The organism is Pseudomonas sp. IT-P4, from assembly GCF_949767755.1.
Lineage (GTDB): Bacteria > Pseudomonadota > Gammaproteobacteria > Pseudomonadales > Pseudomonadaceae > Aquipseudomonas > Aquipseudomonas monachiensis.
Genome location: NZ_CATKPX010000026.1, coordinates 88,769 through 106,389, shown reverse-complemented (window position 1 = coordinate 106,389; position 17,621 = coordinate 88,769). Strand labels below are relative to the sequence as shown.

Here is a 17,621-nt window from a genome sequence, read left to right as displayed (position 1 = left end):
GGAGATCTCTGGTGTGCCGCCGATCGCATGCACGCCGACAATCCAAAGTGGGAGCGAGCTTGCCCGCGAAGAGGCCCTGTCAGGCGCCGACGATCCCGCCATCTTCCCGAGAAATCGCCATCACCGAAGAGCGCGGCTTGCCGTTGGGCAGGTGCTCGGGGAAAGTCGAGCCGCCGTTTTCACCCGGATGCTGGATCCCGACAAACAGGGTTTTCTGATCCGGCGAGAAGCTGATCCCTGTCACTTCACAACCTACCGGGCCAACCATGAAGCGGCGAATCTCGCCGGTTACCGGGTCGGCACAGAGCATCTGGTTGTTGCCCATGCCGGCAAAGTCTCCGGCGTTGCTCGAATCGCCATCGGTGAGAATCCACAAGCGTCCGGCCTTGTCGAAGCCCAGACCGTCCGGGCTGTTGAACATGTTCTGTGGCGTGATGTTCGACGATCCGCCTTTGGGTGTGCCGGCGTGAACCCCCGGATTACCGGCGACGACGAAAAGGTCCCAGGCAAAGGTTTTCGAGCCGTGATCGTCACGCTCGGTGCGCCAGCGCAGGATCTGCCCGTAGACGTTCTTCTCGCGCGGGTTCGGCCCGCCCACCGGTTGCCCGTCTTCGCCGCGTTTGGCGTTGTTGGTCAGCGTGCAGTAAACCTGGCCATCCTTGGGGCTGACCACGATCCATTCCGGGCGGTCCATGCGGGTGGCTTTCACCACACTGGCAGCCAGGCGGGCGTGGATCAGCACTTCGGCCTGATCGGCAAAGCCGCTGCTGGCATCGATGCCGTTTTTGCCATGGGTCAGTTCGATCCATTCGCCCTGGCCTTTCGGGTGATCGACGTTGCCGTCGCCGGCATCGAAACGCGCTACGTACAGGGTGCCGTGGTCGAGGATGTCGCGGTTGGCCTTGGGGTTCTTGTGGTCGATCTTGTCGCGGCTGACGAATTTGTAGATGAACTCACCGCGCTCATCGTCGCCCATGTACACCACGGCATGACCGTCGGCGGTTTCGGCCAGGGCGGCGTTTTCGTGTTTGAAGCGGCCCAGGGCCGTGCGTTTGACCGGCGTCGACTTCGGATCGAACGGATCGATCTCCACCACCCAGCCGTGACGGTTCAGCTCGTTGGGGTTCTTGGCTATGTCGAAGCGCTCGTCGTACTGGTGCCAGTTGATCTCTTTGCTGGTGGCCACCACGCCGTAGCGTTTTTGCGCCGGGTCGAATTTCTGCTCGGCGTTGCTGCTTCCGAAGCAGTCGGTGAAGTTCTCTTCACAGGTCAGATAGGTGCCCCACGGTGTCTTGCCGTTGGCGCAGTTCTGGAAGGTGCCCAGGACATTCTTGCCCTGTGGATCGGCGCTGGTTTTGAGTAGGGCATGTCCGGCGGCCGGGCCGCTCAGGGTGATGGGTGCGTTGCCGTGAATGCGGCGGTTGTAGCGCGAGCCCTGGACGAAATGCCATTGGCCGTTCTTGCGCTGCACTTCAATCACCGACACACCTTCACAGGCCAGCGCCTTGCGCACTTCTTCGGCCGATTGCGGCATGCCGCCGTGGGCGTAGAGGTAACGGTAGTTGGTGTATTCGTTGTTGATCGCCATCAGCGCCCGGTCTTTTTCGCCCGGAAATTCGAACAGGCTCATGCCGTCGTTGTTGTCGCCGAACTGGACTTCCTGATGTTCGGCGCTGCCGTTGCCGCTCGGGTCGAACGCCGGACCGTCCTTGTGCAGAGGCTGGCCCCAGCTGATCAGTACCGAGGACTTGTAGCCAGGTGGCAGGGTGATGGAGTCGCTGGTGGCGGCGGCAATGCTGTCGAAGCCCAACAACTGGCTGTTACCGGCGCTGACACTGGCGGCCATCACGCTGCGGCTCAGCAGATTGCCGCCGAGGAACATCGCAGCGCCGCACAGGGCACCTGCGCTGATGAAGCCGCGACGGCTGAGGCCGACCATGTTTTCGAGGTCGGTGGACTGGTTTTCTTCTAATAGGCTCATTTCAGGCTCCCTGCGGATTTTGCAGACACCTTAAAGATGAGTAATGAACCTTTTGTTGCAGTTTGCTTAAAGCGGCGTGCCCAGTAGAACCCGGGACGGCGAGAACTCCACGCGCACCGGCTTGCCGCAGGTCAACTCCGATGCTTGCAGAAGACTCGGTTCGACCAGGGCGCATAGGGTCAGACCGTTGGCCAGGGTGATGCGCACTTCGCTGGGGCCGTCATCGGCGTCGAGGACTTTTTCGATGATGCCCCTGAGGCAATTGTTTCCAGGCGTTTCGACGGTGTCAGTTTGCAGTACGTCGAGCCAGCCGGCCTTGATCAATGCCACGACATCGGTGCCGATTTGCAGCTCCAGGCGCTCGGTGCTGTCGTGGGTGATTTGCGCGGCGACGATCAGGCCTTCGGCGACTTCAAGGCGAATCAGGTCGTTGCGCCCCTGAGGTTCAATCGCCACCACCTTGCCGTGTAACTGGTTGCGCGCGCTCGTGCGCAGCATCAGGCGCCCGAGCAGGTCCAGATCGCTCGCGTCTTCAGCGGCTTCCAGCACCTGGGCCTGCAAGGCTTGCAGCTTCTGGTACAGGCGCAACACCCGCTCGCCTTCGTTGGACAGTCGCGCACCGCCGCCGCCCTTGCCGCCGACAATCCGCTCCACCAGCGGTTTCTGCGCCAGGTTGTTCAGCTCATCGATCGCATCCCAGGCGGCCTTGTAGCTCATGCCCGCGCTTTTGGCCGCCCGGGTGATCGAGCCTTGTTCGGCGATGTGCTGCAGCAGGGCGATGCGCTGCGGACGGCGGACGATGTGCTGGGACAGCAAGGTGGGCAAAGACATGACAAGTCGCTTTGAGTGGTGACGATGGTCAGGAAGTTGGCCGCTTGGGTCGCGCGAGTCAAGTCAGGGTGTTTCGCCGGGTTTGGGCGTACGGGCCAGGCAATAGACGTCGACCCTCGCCGCACCGGCGTCCATCAGCAGGCGAGCCAGGGCCTGGGCCGTGGCGCCGGTGGTCAGTACATCGTCGACCAGCGCCAGGTGCAAGCCTTTGACGACGGCGCCGGCTGCCAGGGAGAAAGCGTTGCGCAGGTTCTTTCGGCGGGCTTGGGCGTTCAAGGCCTGTTGGGCGTCGGTATCCTGGTGGCGTAGCAGCAACCGTTCGTCGCAAGGGATATCGAGACTCGCACTCAGCCAGTTAGCCAGCATCGCCGCCTGATTGAACCCGCGCTGGCGCAGGCGTCGGATGGCCAACGGGACCGGAATCAGCGCATGGGGGCGCGGCAGGTCGTCTTCGAAGCGATGTTGCAGGTATTGAGCAAGAAGTTCGCCGAGCAGGCGGCCAAACGGCCACTTGGCGTTGTGTTTGAAGCGGGTGATCAGGCTGTCTACCGGAAAGCTGTAGGTCCAAGGCGCAATCACCTGTTCAAAGGCCGGTGGCTGCTTCAGGCAATGGCCGCAGGTGAGGCCCGGGGCCGGGAGCGGCAGGGCGCAGGCCAGACAGTGATCGCCGAGCCAGGGCAGCTCGATTTCGCAGGCCGTGCAGACAGGAGGGATACCGTCGGCCGGTTCATCACACAAAAGGCACGATTGTTTGTTTTTTAACCAGATGTAAACCTGCCCTTCGTATCGTGGTTGACAGCGCATCGCTCTTCCTTAAATATGCCGAAACATCTGTGAAGCGGCTGTGACATTCCATTACCCAGCCGCATGCCAAAGCATAATTCAAAGGAAACGCCCATGAGCGCCAGCACCACTGCAACCCTGCGTCATGACTGGACTTTGGCCGAAGTCAAAGCACTCTTCGTTCAGCCATTCAATGACCTGTTGTTCCAGGCGCAGACGGTGCACCGTGCGCATTTCGACGCCAACCGCGTCCAGGTGTCGACCCTGCTGTCGATCAAAACCGGCGCCTGCCCGGAAGATTGCAAATATTGTCCGCAGTCCGGTCACTACAACACCGGCCTGGAAAAAGAAAAACTGATGGAAGTGCAGAAGGTCCTCGAAGAGGCCGCTCGCGCCAAGGCCATCGGTTCGACCCGCTTCTGCATGGGCGCGGCGTGGAAGCACCCGTCGGCCAAGGACATGCCGTATGTTCTGAAGATGGTCGAAGGCGTGAAAGCCCTGGGCCTGGAAACCTGCATGACCCTCGGTCGCCTGGATCAGGATCAGACCGAAGCACTGGCCAAGGCCGGTCTCGACTACTACAACCACAACCTCGACACGTCGCCGGAGTTCTACGGCAGCATTATCACCACCCGCACCTATAGCGAGCGCCTGCAAACCCTGGCCTATGTGCGTGAGTCGGGGATGAAGATCTGTTCCGGTGGCATCCTCGGCATGGGCGAGTCGCTGGACGACCGCGCCAACCTGCTGATCCAGCTGGCCAACCTGCCGGAGCATCCGGAGTCGGTGCCGATCAACATGCTGGTGAAAGTCGCCGGTACGCCGCTGGAAAATGCCGATGACGTCGACCCGTTCGACTTCATCCGCATGCTCGCCGTCGCGCGCATCCTGATGCCGCAATCCCACGTGCGCCTGTCCGCCGGCCGCGAAGCCATGAACGAGCAGATGCAGGCCCTGGCGTTCTTTGCCGGCGCCAACTCGATTTTCTACGGCGAAAAACTGCTGACCACCGCCAACCCGCAGGCTGACAAGGACATGCAACTGTTCTCTCGCCTGGGCATCCTGCCGGAAGCCCGCGAAGAGCACGCCGACGAGGTGCATCAGGCGGCGATCGAGCAGGCCCTGGTGGAGCAGAAGAGCAGCGAGCAGTTCTATAACGCGGCCATCTGAAATTCGCTCCGGTTCCTCTGAAGGAATGCGAAACCCCCTGTGGGAGCGGGCTTGCTCGCGAAGGCGTCAGTCCAGTCGACATCAATGTTGAATGTCAGTCCGTATTCGTCGGATCGCCGCCCGGAGCAAGCCCGCTCCCACAGGGGACATGTGTCATTTGATAGTCGAGGCCTGCATGTCTTTCGATCTCGCCGCACGCCTTGCCGCCCGTCGTGCCGAAAACCTCTACCGCCAGCGCCCGCTGCTCGAAAGCCCGCAGGGGCCGCAAGTGGTGGTCGATGGCCAGCCGTTGCTGGCGTTCTGTAACAACGACTACCTGGGCCTGGCCAATCATCCGCAAGTGATCGAAGCCTGGCGTGCCGGTGCGTCGAAGTGGGGTGTGGGCGGAGGGGCATCCCATCTGGTCATCGGCCATAGCTCCCCGCACCATGCCCTGGAAGAAGCGTTGGCCGACCTGACCGGTCGCCCGCGCGCGTTGCTGTTCACCACCGGCTACATGGCCAACCTCGGCGCGGTCACGGCGCTGGTGGGGCAGGGTGATACGGTGCTCGAAGACCGGCTCAATCATGCTTCGCTGCTCGACGCGGGGCTGTTGTCCGGCGCGCGGTTCAATCGTTACCTGCACAACGACCCGGTGAGTTTGGCCAAGCGCCTGGAAAAAGCCACTGGCAATACGCTGGTGGTCACCGACGGCGTGTTCAGCATGGACGGTGATATCGCCGACTTGCCAGCGCTGGCCCGAGAGGCCAAGGCCAAAGGCGCCTGGTTGATGGTCGACGATGCCCATGGTTTTGGACCGCTGGGCGCCAACGGTGGCGGCATCGTCGAACACTTCGGCTTGAGCCAGGATGACGTTCCGGTGCTGGTCGGCACCCTTGGCAAGGCGTTCGGTACGGCGGGTGCCTTTGTGGCTGGCAGCGAAGAACTGATCGAAAGCCTGATCCAGTTCGCCCGTCCCTACATCTACACCACCAGTCAGCCACCTGCGCTGGCCTGCGCCACGTTGAAAAGCCTGGAACTGCTGCGCAGCGAACACTGGCGCCGCGAGCATTTGCAGACGCTGATCCGCCAGTTCCGCAAAGGTGCCGAGCAGATTGGCCTGGAACTCATGGACAGCTTCACGCCGATCCAGCCGATCATGATCGGTGACGCCGGGCGCGCGGTGCGCCTTTCGCAGATGTTGCGTGAACGCGGGTTGATGGTGACCGCGATTCGCCCGCCGACCGTACCCGCCGGCAGCGCCCGGCTGCGGGTCACGCTGACGGCTGCCCACAGCGAAGCCCAGGTACAGCTATTGTTAAATGGACTGGCCGATTGTTTTCAGCAACTGAAGCCGGAGCCAAGCCATGCGTGATCGTTTGATTCTGCTGCCCGGCTGGGGCCTTGGCGTTTCACCGCTGGAGCCTCTGGCGGCGGCCTTGCGTGGCCTGGATGAGCACCTGCATGTCGAGATAGAGCCGTTGCCGGAGCTGGAGTCGAGCGATCTTGAAGAGTGGCTCGATGAGCTTGATTCGACTTTGCCGCAAGACGTCTGGCTAGGTGGTTGGTCATTGGGCGGCATGCTCGCTTGCGAGTTGGCGGCCCGGCGTGGCGATCGCTGCTGTGGCGTGTTCACCCTGGCCAGCAACGCTTCTTTTGTCGCCCATGATCAATGGTCAAGCGCGATGCCCGGAGAAACCTTCGACGCGTTTCTGGCGGGATGCGAAGCCGATCCGCGCGCGACCTTGAAACGCTTTTCACTACTCTGCGCCCAAGGCGCCGAAGACTCCCGCGGACTGTCGCGGTTGTTGCTCGGCGGGGCCCCGAATACCGCCGCGCCAGTGCTGCTCAGTGGCCTGCAGGTGCTCGCACAACTGGATACACGACAGGCTCTGCAATCGTTCCGCGGTCCGCAACTGCATCTGTTCGCCGGCCTCGACGGGCTGGTGCCGGTGGAAGCGGCGGGCGAGTTGCTGGCATTGCTGCCGGATGTCGAAATCGGTCTGATTGAACAGGCCAGCCACGCGTTTCTCCTGGAGGATCCCCACGGTGTGGCGGGGGCGATCCAGGCCTTTTTGCATGAGTCCGGCGATGACTGATCTATCCCTTCCCAACCTGCCCGGCGCCTTGCCTGATAAACGTCAGGTAGCCGCTTCATTCTCCCGCGCGGCGGCCAGCTACGACAGCGTGGCCGAGTTGCAGCGGGATGTGGGCAGACAATTGCTCGGGCGCATGCCGCAAGACTTCGTACCGCAGCGCTGGCTGGACCTTGGCTGTGGCACCGGGCATTTCAGTCGTGCCCTGGATGAGCAATTTCCGGGGAGTCACGGTGTGGCGCTGGACATCGCCGAGGGCATGCTCAACCACGCCCGGCCATTGGGCGGCGCCACACACTTCGTGGCCGGCGATGCCGAGCGCTTACCACTGCAGGATTCGACCTGCGACCTGATCTTCTCCAGCCTGGCGGTGCAGTGGTGCGCGGACTTCGACTCGGTGCTCAGTGAAGCCTTTCGAGTACTGAAACCGGGTGGCATTTTCGCGTTTGCTAGTCTGTGTGTAGGGACGTTGTTTGAATTGCGCGACAGCTGGCGCGAAGTCGACGGCATGGTGCACGTCAACCGCTTCCGGGAGTTTGGTGTTTATCAGCAGTTGTGTGCGGCCAGCGCCTTGAATGTGGTCAGTCTGCAAAACCTTGCGCATGTGCTGCATTACCCGGATGTGCGCAGCCTGACCCATGAACTCAAGGCGTTGGGTGCGCACAATCTCAATCCCGGGCGGCCGGGTGGCTTGACCGGCCGGGCGCGGATTTTGGGTCTGATTGAAGCTTACGAACAGTTTCGTCAGACCCAGGGCCTGCCGGCGACTTATCAAGTGGTGTACGCCGTTTTGGAGAAGCCCTTATGAGCGCAGCCTATTTCATCGCCGGCACGGATACCGATGTCGGTAAAACAACGGTCGCTGCGGGGCTGCTGCATGCGGCGCGTTCGGCGGGATTGAGCACGGCGGCGGGCAAGCCGGTCGCGTCCGGTTGCGATGTGACGCCCAAGGGCCTGCGCAACGCCGATGCGCTGGCCTTGCTGGCGGAGTGTTCGCTGCCGCTGACCTACACGCAGGTCAATCCGATGGCCTTCGAACCGGCCATTGCCCCGCATCTGGCGGCGCGAGAGGCGGGCGTGGCACTGACGGTGCAGTCGTTGCTGACGCCGATGCGACAGATCCTGGGCATGCAGGCAGACTTCACCCTGATCGAAGGCGCTGGCGGCTGGCGCGTACCCTTGGCGGATCAGGACAATCTGTCGGACCTGGCCATCGCTTTGAAGCTGCCGGTGATCCTGGTGGTCGGCGTGCGGCTGGGGTGCATCAGCCATGCCTTGCTGACCGCTGAGGCGATTGCCCGGGACGGTTTGCAACTGGCGGGCTGGGTGGCCAACATTATCGACCCCAAGACCTCGCGGCTGGAAGAAAACCTGGCCACCCTTGCCGAGCGTATCCCGGCACCGTGCCTGGGGCGTGTGCCTAAACTCAAGGTCGTCACGGCCGAGGCAGTGGCCGAGCACTTGCAACTGGACCTGTTGGACTGAGGTTTGTCGCATGGGGGCTTTGCCTATGGCAAGGCACTGTGCCATTAGTGTTTTTGACGGGTGTTTTGCCAGCCACTCTGCTTCAATGGCCGCTGTTGATCCTTTGAAAGGACGAGTTCTCCCATGGAAATCTCAGGAAACACCGCTTTTTATGCCGGTCTGAGCACTCTTCAGACGGGGCAGAACCGTGTCGATCAAGCCGCCGGGCAGATCGCCAACACGACGATCGAGCGTTCGGTCACCAGCCAGTCCTCCGAGGCGCAGGTCGATCGTCTGCGATCGGTTGATCGCAGCCGGCAATCGGACCTGGCCAGCAACGTGGTCGAAATGGCCCAAGGCAAGATTCAGGCGGAGCTGGGCGTGAAAATCGCCAAGGCAGCCGACGAAGTGCTCGGGACGTTGATCGATACCTACGCCTGATTCTGTTTGCCCGATCGAAAACAGTCGGGCAAACATCCTTCGCTGCACATGAAAAACGCGCTCATTCGGCCAACAATCCGATTACCCTGGGCTCTCCTGTCGAGTATCCCCCGCTACTACCCGACACGACGATCCGTTGACTTGATTGGATTACCACATCCCAGTAATCGCCGGGGCTGTTATGCCAAGCGAAATCCTCCGGTAGTCCCTCTGGAGAAAATCGTTGTTTGGCCATGAAAAATTCGCTGCCTGGGGTCGTCCAGCGTACGTAGCCCACGAGGACAATTTTTCCGTCCGCTTGCACTGCCGCCGCACGCCAGCGCACATTGCCATCATCGTGAGAGGTGATTACTGGCGAGCCTGCATTGAACTGCTGGTCGTTGCTGCCGTCAGCATTGAGTCTGGTCAGTAGACCCCGATCCCTGCCGTTAGCCCCCCTTATCCAGGTTGCGAAAATGACCTTGTCGTCCGATTGCAGGCAACTGAGTGCATCGCTAAAGAGAAAGTCGCTGACGATGGACGAATCTGCCTGCTCCAATGGAATATCGCTGAAGCCTTTCGTTCCGAAGGTTTCATCCAGGTCTCCTTGTTCGTCGTAACGCGCGACCGCCCCGGTTCTTTTTCTTTGCGCATCAAAGTAGAGGCCTGTGACGATAATCTTGCCGTCTCTCTGTACGTGAACCATTTGGGCAAAGCTGTCCATTTGCCTGAACTTGATTTCAATGAAACCTTGGCCATTGCCGAACCCGGTATCCGGTTCTCCGTTGTTTTGCAGGCGGTACAGGCGGCTCACGAGCGTTCCGATGGGGTAGTTGACCTCATAGTCAGCGACGATGAGGATCTTTTGATCGTCTTGCAGGCAGCCATCAACGAACTTGTGGGGAACCGCTGGCGCATATGAATTATCCGGTCCCGTTTTGATCCGGTTGCCAAAAACAAGGTCAGGACTGCCATTGGCGTTAAAGCGTCGTACGCCAGGTCGGCGAACGTTGTCTTTTTTCGATTCGCCGATCAGGACGGTTTTTCCGTCTTTTTGCATTAGCAGTCGCATCGGAATGGATTGGTCGCCTGCGTCGAACTGACTCTTAGTGGGCGTGAACCCCTCGTCAACCTGACCATCCATCAGCAGACGAGCGAGAAGAAACTCCTTCCCGATTCTTGATGCGTGGGTCAAGCGTCCATACTCGTCAGAGACGATGGCATGTGTAACACCAGGTGCTTCGCTGGGATGTACCACGCCATTGCTGCCAAAATTCGGGTCAAGACTACCGGGTAGTCGCAAGTCAGTATCTGGTTGATTGTCCATCTCAAATCCCCTCCATAGGCGATCCCCAGGAAGGTCACCATTGACCCTGCGAAAGCCTATAGTCAGTAGGCGTCATTCCGCTATTTCGTGAACCTGTAAGAACTACCAGAACGACAGGCTTTATTGGCCATTTTCAGTGTCAATCAGGCCAGTTTCCAGTGGCCTTGTTCATAACCGGTTTTAGCGATGACGAACGGCAAATGATCGACGCTTGACAAGATTTGGGCGTAAACGTATGTTTCAAACAACTGTTTGATCGCAACAACAAATCAATGCGGTCGTTCATTCCCGGTTACATCAGCAGAGGTTTATCGCTATGCCTGACTACAAGGCCCCCTTGCGTGATATTCGCTTCGTTCGTGACGAGTTGCTCGGCTACGAAGCGCACTATCAGAGCCTTCCGGCTTGTGCCGACGCAACTCCGGACATGGTTGACGCCATTCTTGAGGAAGGCGCCAAGTTTTGTGAGCAGGTACTGGCTCCGCTGAACCGCGTGGGCGACCTCGAAGGCTGCACCTGGAGCGAGTCCGGCGTTAAGACCCCGACTGGCTTCAAGGAAGCCTACAAGCAATTCGTCGAAGGTGGCTGGCCGAGCCTGGCTCACGACGTAGAGCACGGTGGCCAAGGTCTGCCGGAGTCCCTGGGTCTGGCCATCAGCGAAATGGTTGGCGAGTCCAACTGGTCGTGGGGCATGTACCCAGGCCTGTCGCACGGTGCGATGAACACCATCTCCGAGCACGGCACCCCTGAACAGCAAGAGGCTTACCTGACCAAGCTGGTTTCCGGCGAGTGGACCGGCACCATGTGCCTGACCGAGCCGCACTGCGGCACCGACCTGGGCATGCTGCGCACCAAGGCCGAGCCTCAGGCCGACGGTTCCTACAAGGTTTCCGGCACCAAGATCTTCATCTCGGCCGGTGAACACGACATGGCCGACAACATCGTCCACATCGTTCTGGCCCGCCTGCCGGACGCACCGGCTGGCACCAAAGGCATCTCCCTGTTCATCGTGCCGAAGTTCATGCCGAACGCCGATGGTTCGGTTGGCGCGCGTAACGCTGTGTCCTGCGGTTCCCTGGAACACAAGATGGGCATCCACGGCAACGCTACCTGCGTGATGAACTTCGACGGCGCCACCGGTTTCCTGATCGGCCCGGCGAACAAAGGCCTGAACTGCATGTTCACCTTCATGAACACCGCACGCCTGGGTACTGCGTTGCAAGGCCTGGCCCACGCTGAAGTCGGTTTCCAGGGCGGCCTGAAATACGCTCGCGACCGTCTGCAGATGCGCTCGCTGACTGGCCCGAAAGCGCCGGACAAAGCCGCTGACCCGATCATCGTGCACCCTGACGTACGCCGCATGCTGTTGACCATGAAGGCATTCGCCGAAGGCAACCGTGCAATGGTTTACTTCACTGCCAAGCAGGTCGACATCGTCAAGTACGGTGTGGACGAAGAAGAGAAGAAGAAAGCCGACGCACTGTTGGCGTTCATGACGCCAATCGCCAAAGCCTTCATGACCGAAGTCGGTTTCGAATCGGCCAACCACGGCGTGCAGATCTACGGTGGCCACGGCTTCATCGCTGAGTGGGGCATGGAGCAGAACGTCCGCGACAGCCGCATCTCGATGCTGTACGAAGGCACCACCGGTATCCAGGCACTCGACCTGCTGGGCCGTAAAGTGCTGATGACTCAAGGCGAGGCCCTCAAAGGTTTCACCAAGATCGTCCACAAGTTCTGCCAGACCAACGAAGGCAACGAAGCGGTCCAGGAGTTCGTCGCTCCGCTGGCCGCACTGAACAAGGAATGGGGCGAGCTGACCATGAAGGTCGGTATGGCCGCCATGAAAGACCGCGAAGAAGTCGGCGCGGCCTCCGTGGATTACCTGATGTACTCCGGTTACGCCTGCCTGGCCTACTTCTGGGCTGACATGGCGCGTCTGGCTGCCGAGAAACTGGCTGCCGGCACTTCCGAAGAGGCGTTCTACACCGCCAAGCTGCAGACTGCGCGTTTCTACTTCCAGCGCATCCTGCCGCGTACCCGCACTCACGTTGTAACCATGCTGTCGGGCGCCAACAACCTGATGGACATGAAAGAAGAGAACTTCGACCTGGGCTACTAAGCCTTAACGAAGTACTTGAAAAAGCCGCTGCTCCTTCGGGAGCAGCGGCTTTTTTTGCTTTAAAGGTTGCCGGTGAAATGAATGGTTGGAACGGCCTTTGAAAAATACCTCAGTAATTCACTCAGCAACTCGGGCTTCCTGCCGTTACAGTAGTGGGCACATTGCCATCTATTGATTTGACGGGTCGGAGCTTTACCCTTGCCGCGCTCATCTGCTGTACGTTTCAGTCATTTCCTGCCGTCATTAGTGCTGTTACTGGCGGGGCTTGCGGCTGCTTACATCAAGGATCTGAACGTCTTCTTCACGTCGCTGTTCAACGTGTTGCCCACCCTGGTGTTGTTGCTCGGGGGCGCCTATTGCGCGGTGTACCGACGCCAGCGTGAACTGTTTCTGATGGTCACGGTGTACATCGCCTACTTCCTGCTCGACACCCAGACCGACTATTACCGCGACAACGGCAAGGTGCGTGACGATGCCGCCGTGGTCTTTCATTTGTGTTGCCTGCTGCTGCCGCTGTTGTTTGGCGTGTTCGCGGCGTGGCAGGAACGCACCCATCTGTTCCAGGACATGGTGGCGCGCTTCGCGGTCTTGCTCGCGGTCGGCAGCGTAGCGCTGGGGCTTGAGCAAAGTTATCCACACGCGCTACTGATCTGGCTGTCGGAGATACGCTGGCCTGCCTTGCATGGCGCCTGGATGAGCCTGATCCAGTTGTCCTATCCGGTGTTCATCGCTGCGTTCCTGCTGCTGGCCTGGCAATACTGGCGCAACCCGCGACCGCTGCATGCCGCGCAATGGGTGGGGCTGCTCGGGTTGTTCTGGATGTTGCCGAAAACCTTCATCCTGCCGTTCACGCTGAACATCATGTGTAGCCAGGTGATGCTGATGATCGCCGCCGCCGTTGCCCACGAAGCCTATCAAATGGCCTTCCGCGACGAACTGACCGGACTGCCGGGCCGTCGTGCGCTGAATGAACGCCTGCAACGGTTGGGGCGCAACTACGTGTTGGCCATGAGCGACGTCGACCACTTCAAGAAATTCAACGACACCCACGGCCACGACGTCGGTGACCAGGTGCTGCGGCTGGTGGCCAGCAAGCTGTCGAAAATCGGCGGTGGCGGTAAGGCGTATCGCTATGGCGGCGAGGAATTTGCCCTGGTGTTTGCAGGCAAGACCCTCGAAGAGTGCCTGCCGCACCTGGAGGTCATCCGCGAGTCCATCGCCACTTACAACATTCAGCTGCGCAATCAGGAAAATCGCCCGCAGGACGATAGTCAGGGGCGTCAGCGGCGTGCCGGTTCCGGTGCGTCGAGTGTGTCGGTGACGGTCAGTATCGGTGTTGCGGAGCGGATCGACCAACGCACCCCCGAAGAGGTACTCAAGTCCGCTGACCAGGCGCTCTACAGCGCCAAGGGCGCCGGGCGCAACTGCGTGATGGCGTTCGGGCAGAACCGCCGTGGCGCCGTGCGCATGGACACCGCTACGGTTGAGTGATGATGGCGCATTCAGCGAGCGCAAAATGATTGTGAGGCGTGGTCGGCAGCAGTAGGTTGGAGAAATCTGCCGACGGAGAATGACCATGCCCGAGTACAAAGCTCCCTTGCGCGACATGCGCTTTCTGATCGACCACGTCTTCGACTTTCACCGCAATTACGCGGCGCTGGGGGCCACCGATGCCAGCCCGGACATGGTCAATGCGATCCTCGAAGAAGGGGCGAAGTTCTGCGAAAACGTGCTGTCGCCGCTCAACCGCAGTGGCGATGAAGAAGGCTGCCATTTCGACAATGGCGTGGTCACCACGCCTGCGGGCTTCAAGCAGGCATTCGCCCAATATGTCGAGGGCGGCTGGCATGGCCTGGCGGCGGATCCGGTTTACGGCGGTCAAGGGTTGCCGATCTCCCTGGGCCTGGTGATCAGCGAGATGGTGGGTTCCAGCAACACCTCATGGGGCATGTACCCCGGCCTGACCCACGGTGCGATGTCGGCGATCCACGCCCATGGCACCGAGGCGCAGAAGCAGACCTATTTGAAGAAGCTTACCGCTGGCCAATGGACCGGCACCATGTGTCTGACCGAAGCCCATTGCGGCACTGACCTGGGCATCATCAAGACCCGCGCCGTACCTGCGGCCGATGGCAGCTACGCGATCTCCGGCAGCAAGATCTTCATCTCCGCCGGCGAGCACGACATGAGCGCCAACATCATTCACCTGGTGCTGGCCAAATTGCCGGACGCACCGGCCGGGACCAAGGGCATTTCGCTGTTCATCGTGCCCAAGTTCCTGCCCGATGCGACGGGCGAAGCGGGCGAGCGCAACGGCGTGTCCTGCGGCTCGATCGAACACAAAATGGGCATCAAGGCCTCGGCCACCTGCGTGCTGAACTTCGACGAGGCCAAGGGCTTCCTGATCGGCGAGCCGAACAAGGGACTCAACTGCATGTTTACCATGATGAACCACGCGCGGCTGGGCACTGGCATGCAAGGGCTTTGTCTGGGGGAGGCGAGCTTCCAGGGCGCGATAAAGTACGCCAACGAGCGTTTGCAGATGCGCTCGCTGACCGGCCCGAAAGCGCCGGAAAAAGCCGCCGACCCGATCATCGTGCACCCTGATGTGCGGCGGATGTTGCTGACCATGAAAGCCTTCAACGAAGGCAATCGCGCGCTGACCTACTTCACCGCGCAACTACTGGACGTGGCACACCTGAGCCCGGATGAAACGGCGCGCCAGGACGCCGAAGACCTGTTGGCGTTCCTCACGCCGATCTGCAAAGCCTTCATGACCGACACCGGGCTGGAAGTGACCAACCATGGCATGCAGGTGTTTGGTGGCCACGGGTTCATTCGCGAATGGGGCATGGAGCAACTGGTCCGTGACTGCCGGATCGCACCGATCTATGAAGGCACCAACGGCATTCAGGCGCTGGACTTGCTCGGGCGCAAGGTACTCGGCAGCCAGGGCAAGCTGCTGCGCGGCTTCACCAAAATCGTCCATAAGTTCTGCGCGGCGAACGCCGAGCATCCACATCTGGCCGGGTATGTGGCGCAGCTCAATCAACTGAACCAGCAGTGGGGTGAGTTGACCACCAGGGTCGGAATGGCGGCGATGAAAAACCCGGACGAAGTCGGTGCCGCGTCGGTGGATTACCTGATGTACAGCGGTTACATCATCCTTGGCTACCTGTGGTTGCGCATGGCGCTGGTGGCTCAGGCGCAACTCGATGCCGGCAGCGGCGATGGCGACTTCTGCCGGGGCAAACTGGCGACCAACGAGTTTTACTTCAAGCGTCTGCTGCCACGCACTGCCGCTCATCGGGCAGCCATAGAGGCGGGTAGCGATTGCCTGATGCAGCTGCCGGCGGAGTTGTTTGCGCTTTAGTCATAAAAGTCCGTTACAAAGAAGCTCGCCTTGCGCGGGCTTTTTTGTTGATGACTAAAAATAACAAAACAGTCATGAGTTGACCCTATGTGTCGCAAAAGTTGTTGGGTTACACTCGGCCCAACGAAAACACTCTTCCTGTGAATCATCTGTATAGATCTTGCGAGGTTTGCCATGGCTGACTACAAAGCGCCCCTGCGCGATATGCGCTTCGTCCTCAATGAAGTTTTCGAGGTTGCCAAACTCTGGGCCGAACTGCCTGCACTGGCTGAAACCGTGGATGCAGAAACGGTCGAAGCCATTCTGGAAGAAGCCGGCAAAGTCACCAGCAAAAGCATCGCACCGCTGAGCCGTGCCGCTGACGAAGAAGGTTGCCATTGGGCCGACGGTGCCGTCACCACTCCGGCAGGTTTCCCACAGGCTTATCAGACCTACGCTGAAGGCGGTTGGGTCGGTGTCGGTGGCGATCCGACCTACGGTGGCATGGGCATGCCCAAGGCGGTTTCGGCGCAGGTCGAAGAAATGGTCAACTCCGCGAGCCTGTCGTTCGGCCTGTACCCGATGCTGACCGCCGGTGCTTGCCTGTCGATCAACGCCCACGCCAGCGAAGAGCTGAAAGCGGCGTACCTGCCAAACATGTACGCCGGTGTATGGGCCGGTTCCATGTGCCTGACCGAGCCGCACGCCGGTACTGACCTGGGGATTATCCGTACCAAGGCCGAGCCTCAGGCTGACGGTTCCTACAAAGTCAGCGGCACCAAAATCTTCATCACCGGCGGCGAACACGACCTGACCGAGAACATCATTCACCTGGTACTGGCCAAACTGCCGGACGCACCGGCGGGGCCGAAAGGTATTTCGCTGTTCCTGGTGCCGAAGTTCATGGTCAATGCCGATGGCAGCCTGGGCGCGCGCAACCCGGCGAATTGTGGTTCGATCGAACACAAGATGGGCATCCAGGCGTCCGCGACCTGCGTGATGAACTTCGACGAAGCCGTGGGTTACCTGGTCGGCGAGCCGAACAAGGGCTTGGCGGCGATGTTCACCATGATGAACTACGAGCGTCTGGGCGTCGGTATCCAGGGCCTGGCCACTGGCGAGCGCTCGTACCAGAACGCCGTGGAATACGCCCGCGACCGTCTGCAAAGCCGTTCGCCAACGGGCGCGCAGAACAAGGACAAAGTGGCTGACCCGATCATCGTCCACCCGGACGTGCGTCGCATGCTGCTGACCATGAAAGCCTCGAACGAAGGTGGCCGTGCGTTCTCCACCTACGTGGCGATGCAACTGGACACCGCCAAGTTCAGCGAAGACGCAACCACCCGCAAGCGTGCGGAAGACCTGGTGGCATTGCTGACCCCGGTGGCCAAGGCGTTCCTGACCGACCTCGGCCTGGAAACCACCGTACACGGCCAGCAGATCTTCGGCGGCCACGGTTACATCCGTGAGTGGGGCCAGGAGCAGCTGGTGCGTGACGTGCGCATCACCCAGATCTACGAAGGCACCAACGGCATTCAGGCGCTGGACCTGGTCGGACGCAAGATCGTGGGCAGCGGCGGGGCGTTCTACAATCTGTTCGCCGACGAGATTCGCCACTTCACGGCAACCGCCAGCGCGGACCTCGCCGAGTTCACCAAGCCACTGAACGACGCCGTAACCACCCTCGATGAACTGACCGCGTGGTTGCTTGACCGTGCGAAGAGCAATCCGAACGAAATCGGCGCGGCGTCGGTCGAGTATCTGCAGGTGTTCGGTTACGTGGCATACGCCTACATGTGGGCCCTGATGGCCAAGGCGGCTTTCGGCAAGGAAGCGCAAGACGATTTCTACGCCAGCAAATTGGGTACGGCGCGCTTCTATTTCGCCCGCCTGCTGCCGCGCATTCACTCGTTGAGCGCGTCGGTGAAGGCCGGTAGCGAATCGTTGTTTCTGCTGGATGCAGGACAATTCTGATGAAGTAACGTTATGTAAGCATTCTCTTACATAACATGCTGCTGTTCTCCCATAGATGCAAATTGGATCCACAGCTAATCTACTTCTCATGGACGTAGCGCAGGAAGCGCAAAGCAACAACA

At 60.3% G+C, this 17,621-nt stretch carries 14 protein-coding genes; 10 read left to right on the top strand and 4 right to left on the bottom strand.

Features of this window, described 5'->3' with window-relative positions; genetic code table 11:
* Window positions 1-79: 79 nt before the first annotated feature.
* The 3 genes from ACM6IT_RS10830 to ACM6IT_RS10820 form a co-directional block, all read right to left on the bottom strand.
* Window positions 80-1,981 (bottom strand): PhoX family protein, encoded by a 1,902-nt coding sequence (locus tag ACM6IT_RS10830; protein ID WP_414917962.1) that lies wholly within the window; start codon window positions 1,979-1,981, stop codon window positions 80-82.
* Window positions 1,982-2,047: 66 nt separating this feature from the next.
* A complete protein-coding gene (locus ACM6IT_RS10825) occupies window positions 2,048-2,812 on the bottom strand; it encodes a TOBE domain-containing protein (protein ID WP_414913406.1) in 765 nt (254 codons plus the stop codon).
* Window positions 2,813-2,875: 63 nt separating this feature from the next.
* A complete protein-coding gene (locus ACM6IT_RS10820; RefSeq protein WP_414917961.1) occupies window positions 2,876-3,616 on the bottom strand; it encodes a ComF family protein in 741 nt (246 codons plus the stop codon).
* A 93-nt stretch (window positions 3,617-3,709) separates the two neighbouring features.
* Here ACM6IT_RS10820 and bioB point away from each other — a divergent pair, with 93 nt between their 5' ends.
* The 6 genes from bioB to ACM6IT_RS10790 all read left to right on the top strand — a co-directional run bounded on the left by bioB (window position 3,710) and on the right by ACM6IT_RS10790 (window position 8,745).
* Window positions 3,710-4,765, top strand: coding sequence for a biotin synthase BioB (gene bioB, locus ACM6IT_RS10815; protein WP_056726608.1), 1,056 nt, complete (start codon window positions 3,710-3,712; stop codon window positions 4,763-4,765).
* Between the two features lie 175 nt (window positions 4,766-4,940).
* Window positions 4,941-6,119, top strand: a complete 1,179-nt coding sequence (gene bioF / locus ACM6IT_RS10810) for an 8-amino-7-oxononanoate synthase (RefSeq protein WP_223541360.1) — start codon at window positions 4,941-4,943, stop codon at window positions 6,117-6,119.
* On the top strand, window positions 6,112-6,843 hold the full coding sequence (locus tag ACM6IT_RS10805) for an alpha/beta fold hydrolase (protein WP_056726610.1): 732 nt from the start codon (window positions 6,112-6,114) through the stop codon (window positions 6,841-6,843). The genes bioF and ACM6IT_RS10805 overlap by 8 nt, the downstream gene beginning before the upstream one ends.
* Entirely contained in the window at window positions 6,836-7,648 is an 813-nt protein-coding gene (gene bioC / locus ACM6IT_RS10800; RefSeq protein WP_414917960.1) for a malonyl-ACP O-methyltransferase BioC, read from the top strand. Before ACM6IT_RS10805 ends, bioC begins: the two co-directional genes overlap by 8 nt.
* Window positions 7,645-8,325 carry a dethiobiotin synthase gene (bioD, locus tag ACM6IT_RS10795; RefSeq protein WP_056726612.1) on the top strand — a complete coding sequence of 227 codons (681 nt, stop codon included), beginning with the start codon at window positions 7,645-7,647 and terminating at the stop codon, window positions 8,323-8,325. The genes bioC and bioD overlap by 4 nt, the downstream gene beginning before the upstream one ends.
* A 123-nt stretch (window positions 8,326-8,448) precedes the next feature.
* Window positions 8,449-8,745, top strand: coding sequence for a pyrroloquinoline quinone biosynthesis protein PqqE (locus tag ACM6IT_RS10790; RefSeq protein WP_414913402.1), 297 nt, complete (start codon window positions 8,449-8,451; stop codon window positions 8,743-8,745).
* Window positions 8,746-8,806: 61 nt separating this feature from the next.
* On the opposite strand, the gene ACM6IT_RS10785 is transcribed toward ACM6IT_RS10790, so the two are convergent.
* Complete coding sequence (locus tag ACM6IT_RS10785; RefSeq protein ID WP_414917959.1) at window positions 8,807-10,051, bottom strand: hypothetical protein; 1,245 nt, start codon at window positions 10,049-10,051, stop codon at window positions 8,807-8,809.
* 316 nt (window positions 10,052-10,367) lie between these two features.
* Here ACM6IT_RS10785 and ACM6IT_RS10780 point away from each other — a divergent pair, with 316 nt between their 5' ends.
* The 4 genes from ACM6IT_RS10780 (at window position 10,368) to ACM6IT_RS10765 (ending at window position 17,499) form a co-directional block, all read left to right on the top strand.
* Window positions 10,368-12,173 (top strand): phenylacyl-CoA dehydrogenase, encoded by a 1,806-nt coding sequence (locus ACM6IT_RS10780; RefSeq protein WP_095944826.1) that lies wholly within the window; start codon window positions 10,368-10,370, stop codon window positions 12,171-12,173.
* Window positions 12,174-12,371: 198 nt separating this feature from the next.
* Window positions 12,372-13,664: a GGDEF domain-containing protein gene (locus tag ACM6IT_RS10775; RefSeq protein ID WP_056726615.1), complete on the top strand. Its 1,293-nt coding sequence runs from the start codon at window positions 12,372-12,374 to the stop codon at window positions 13,662-13,664.
* Window positions 13,665-13,749: 85 nt separating this feature from the next.
* Complete coding sequence (locus tag ACM6IT_RS10770; RefSeq protein ID WP_414913400.1) at window positions 13,750-15,546, top strand: acyl-CoA dehydrogenase C-terminal domain-containing protein; 1,797 nt, start codon at window positions 13,750-13,752, stop codon at window positions 15,544-15,546.
* A 174-nt stretch (window positions 15,547-15,720) separates the two neighbouring features.
* A complete protein-coding gene (locus ACM6IT_RS10765; protein WP_056726617.1) occupies window positions 15,721-17,499 on the top strand; it encodes an acyl-CoA dehydrogenase C-terminal domain-containing protein in 1,779 nt (592 codons plus the stop codon).
* Window positions 17,500-17,621: the final 122 nt, after the last annotated feature.

Excerpts from the sequence above, each read along its gene's own strand:
- ACM6IT_RS10830 (WP_414917962.1), bottom strand. The coding sequence starts at position 1,981 with ATGAGCCTATTAGAAGAAAACCAGTCCACCGACCTCGAAAACATGGTC.
- ACM6IT_RS10825 (WP_414913406.1), bottom strand. The coding sequence starts at position 2,812 with ATGTCTTTGCCCACCTTGCTGTCCCAGCACATCGTCCGCCGTCCGCAG.
- ACM6IT_RS10820 (WP_414917961.1), bottom strand. The coding sequence starts at position 3,616 with ATGCGCTGTCAACCACGATACGAAGGGCAGGTTTACATCTGGTTAAAA.
- bioB (WP_056726608.1), top strand. The coding sequence starts at position 3,710 with ATGAGCGCCAGCACCACTGCAACCCTGCGTCATGACTGGACTTTGGCC.
- bioF (WP_223541360.1), top strand. The coding sequence starts at position 4,941 with ATGTCTTTCGATCTCGCCGCACGCCTTGCCGCCCGTCGTGCCGAAAAC.
- ACM6IT_RS10805 (WP_056726610.1), top strand. The coding sequence starts at position 6,112 with ATGCGTGATCGTTTGATTCTGCTGCCCGGCTGGGGCCTTGGCGTTTCA.
- bioC (WP_414917960.1), top strand. The coding sequence starts at position 6,836 with ATGACTGATCTATCCCTTCCCAACCTGCCCGGCGCCTTGCCTGATAAA.
- bioD (WP_056726612.1), top strand. The coding sequence starts at position 7,645 with ATGAGCGCAGCCTATTTCATCGCCGGCACGGATACCGATGTCGGTAAA.
- ACM6IT_RS10790 (WP_414913402.1), top strand. The coding sequence starts at position 8,449 with ATGGAAATCTCAGGAAACACCGCTTTTTATGCCGGTCTGAGCACTCTT.
- ACM6IT_RS10785 (WP_414917959.1), bottom strand. The coding sequence starts at position 10,051 with ATGGACAATCAACCAGATACTGACTTGCGACTACCCGGTAGTCTTGAC.
- ACM6IT_RS10780 (WP_095944826.1), top strand. The coding sequence starts at position 10,368 with ATGCCTGACTACAAGGCCCCCTTGCGTGATATTCGCTTCGTTCGTGAC.
- ACM6IT_RS10770 (WP_414913400.1), top strand. The coding sequence starts at position 13,750 with ATGCCCGAGTACAAAGCTCCCTTGCGCGACATGCGCTTTCTGATCGAC.
- ACM6IT_RS10765 (WP_056726617.1), top strand. The coding sequence starts at position 15,721 with ATGGCTGACTACAAAGCGCCCCTGCGCGATATGCGCTTCGTCCTCAAT.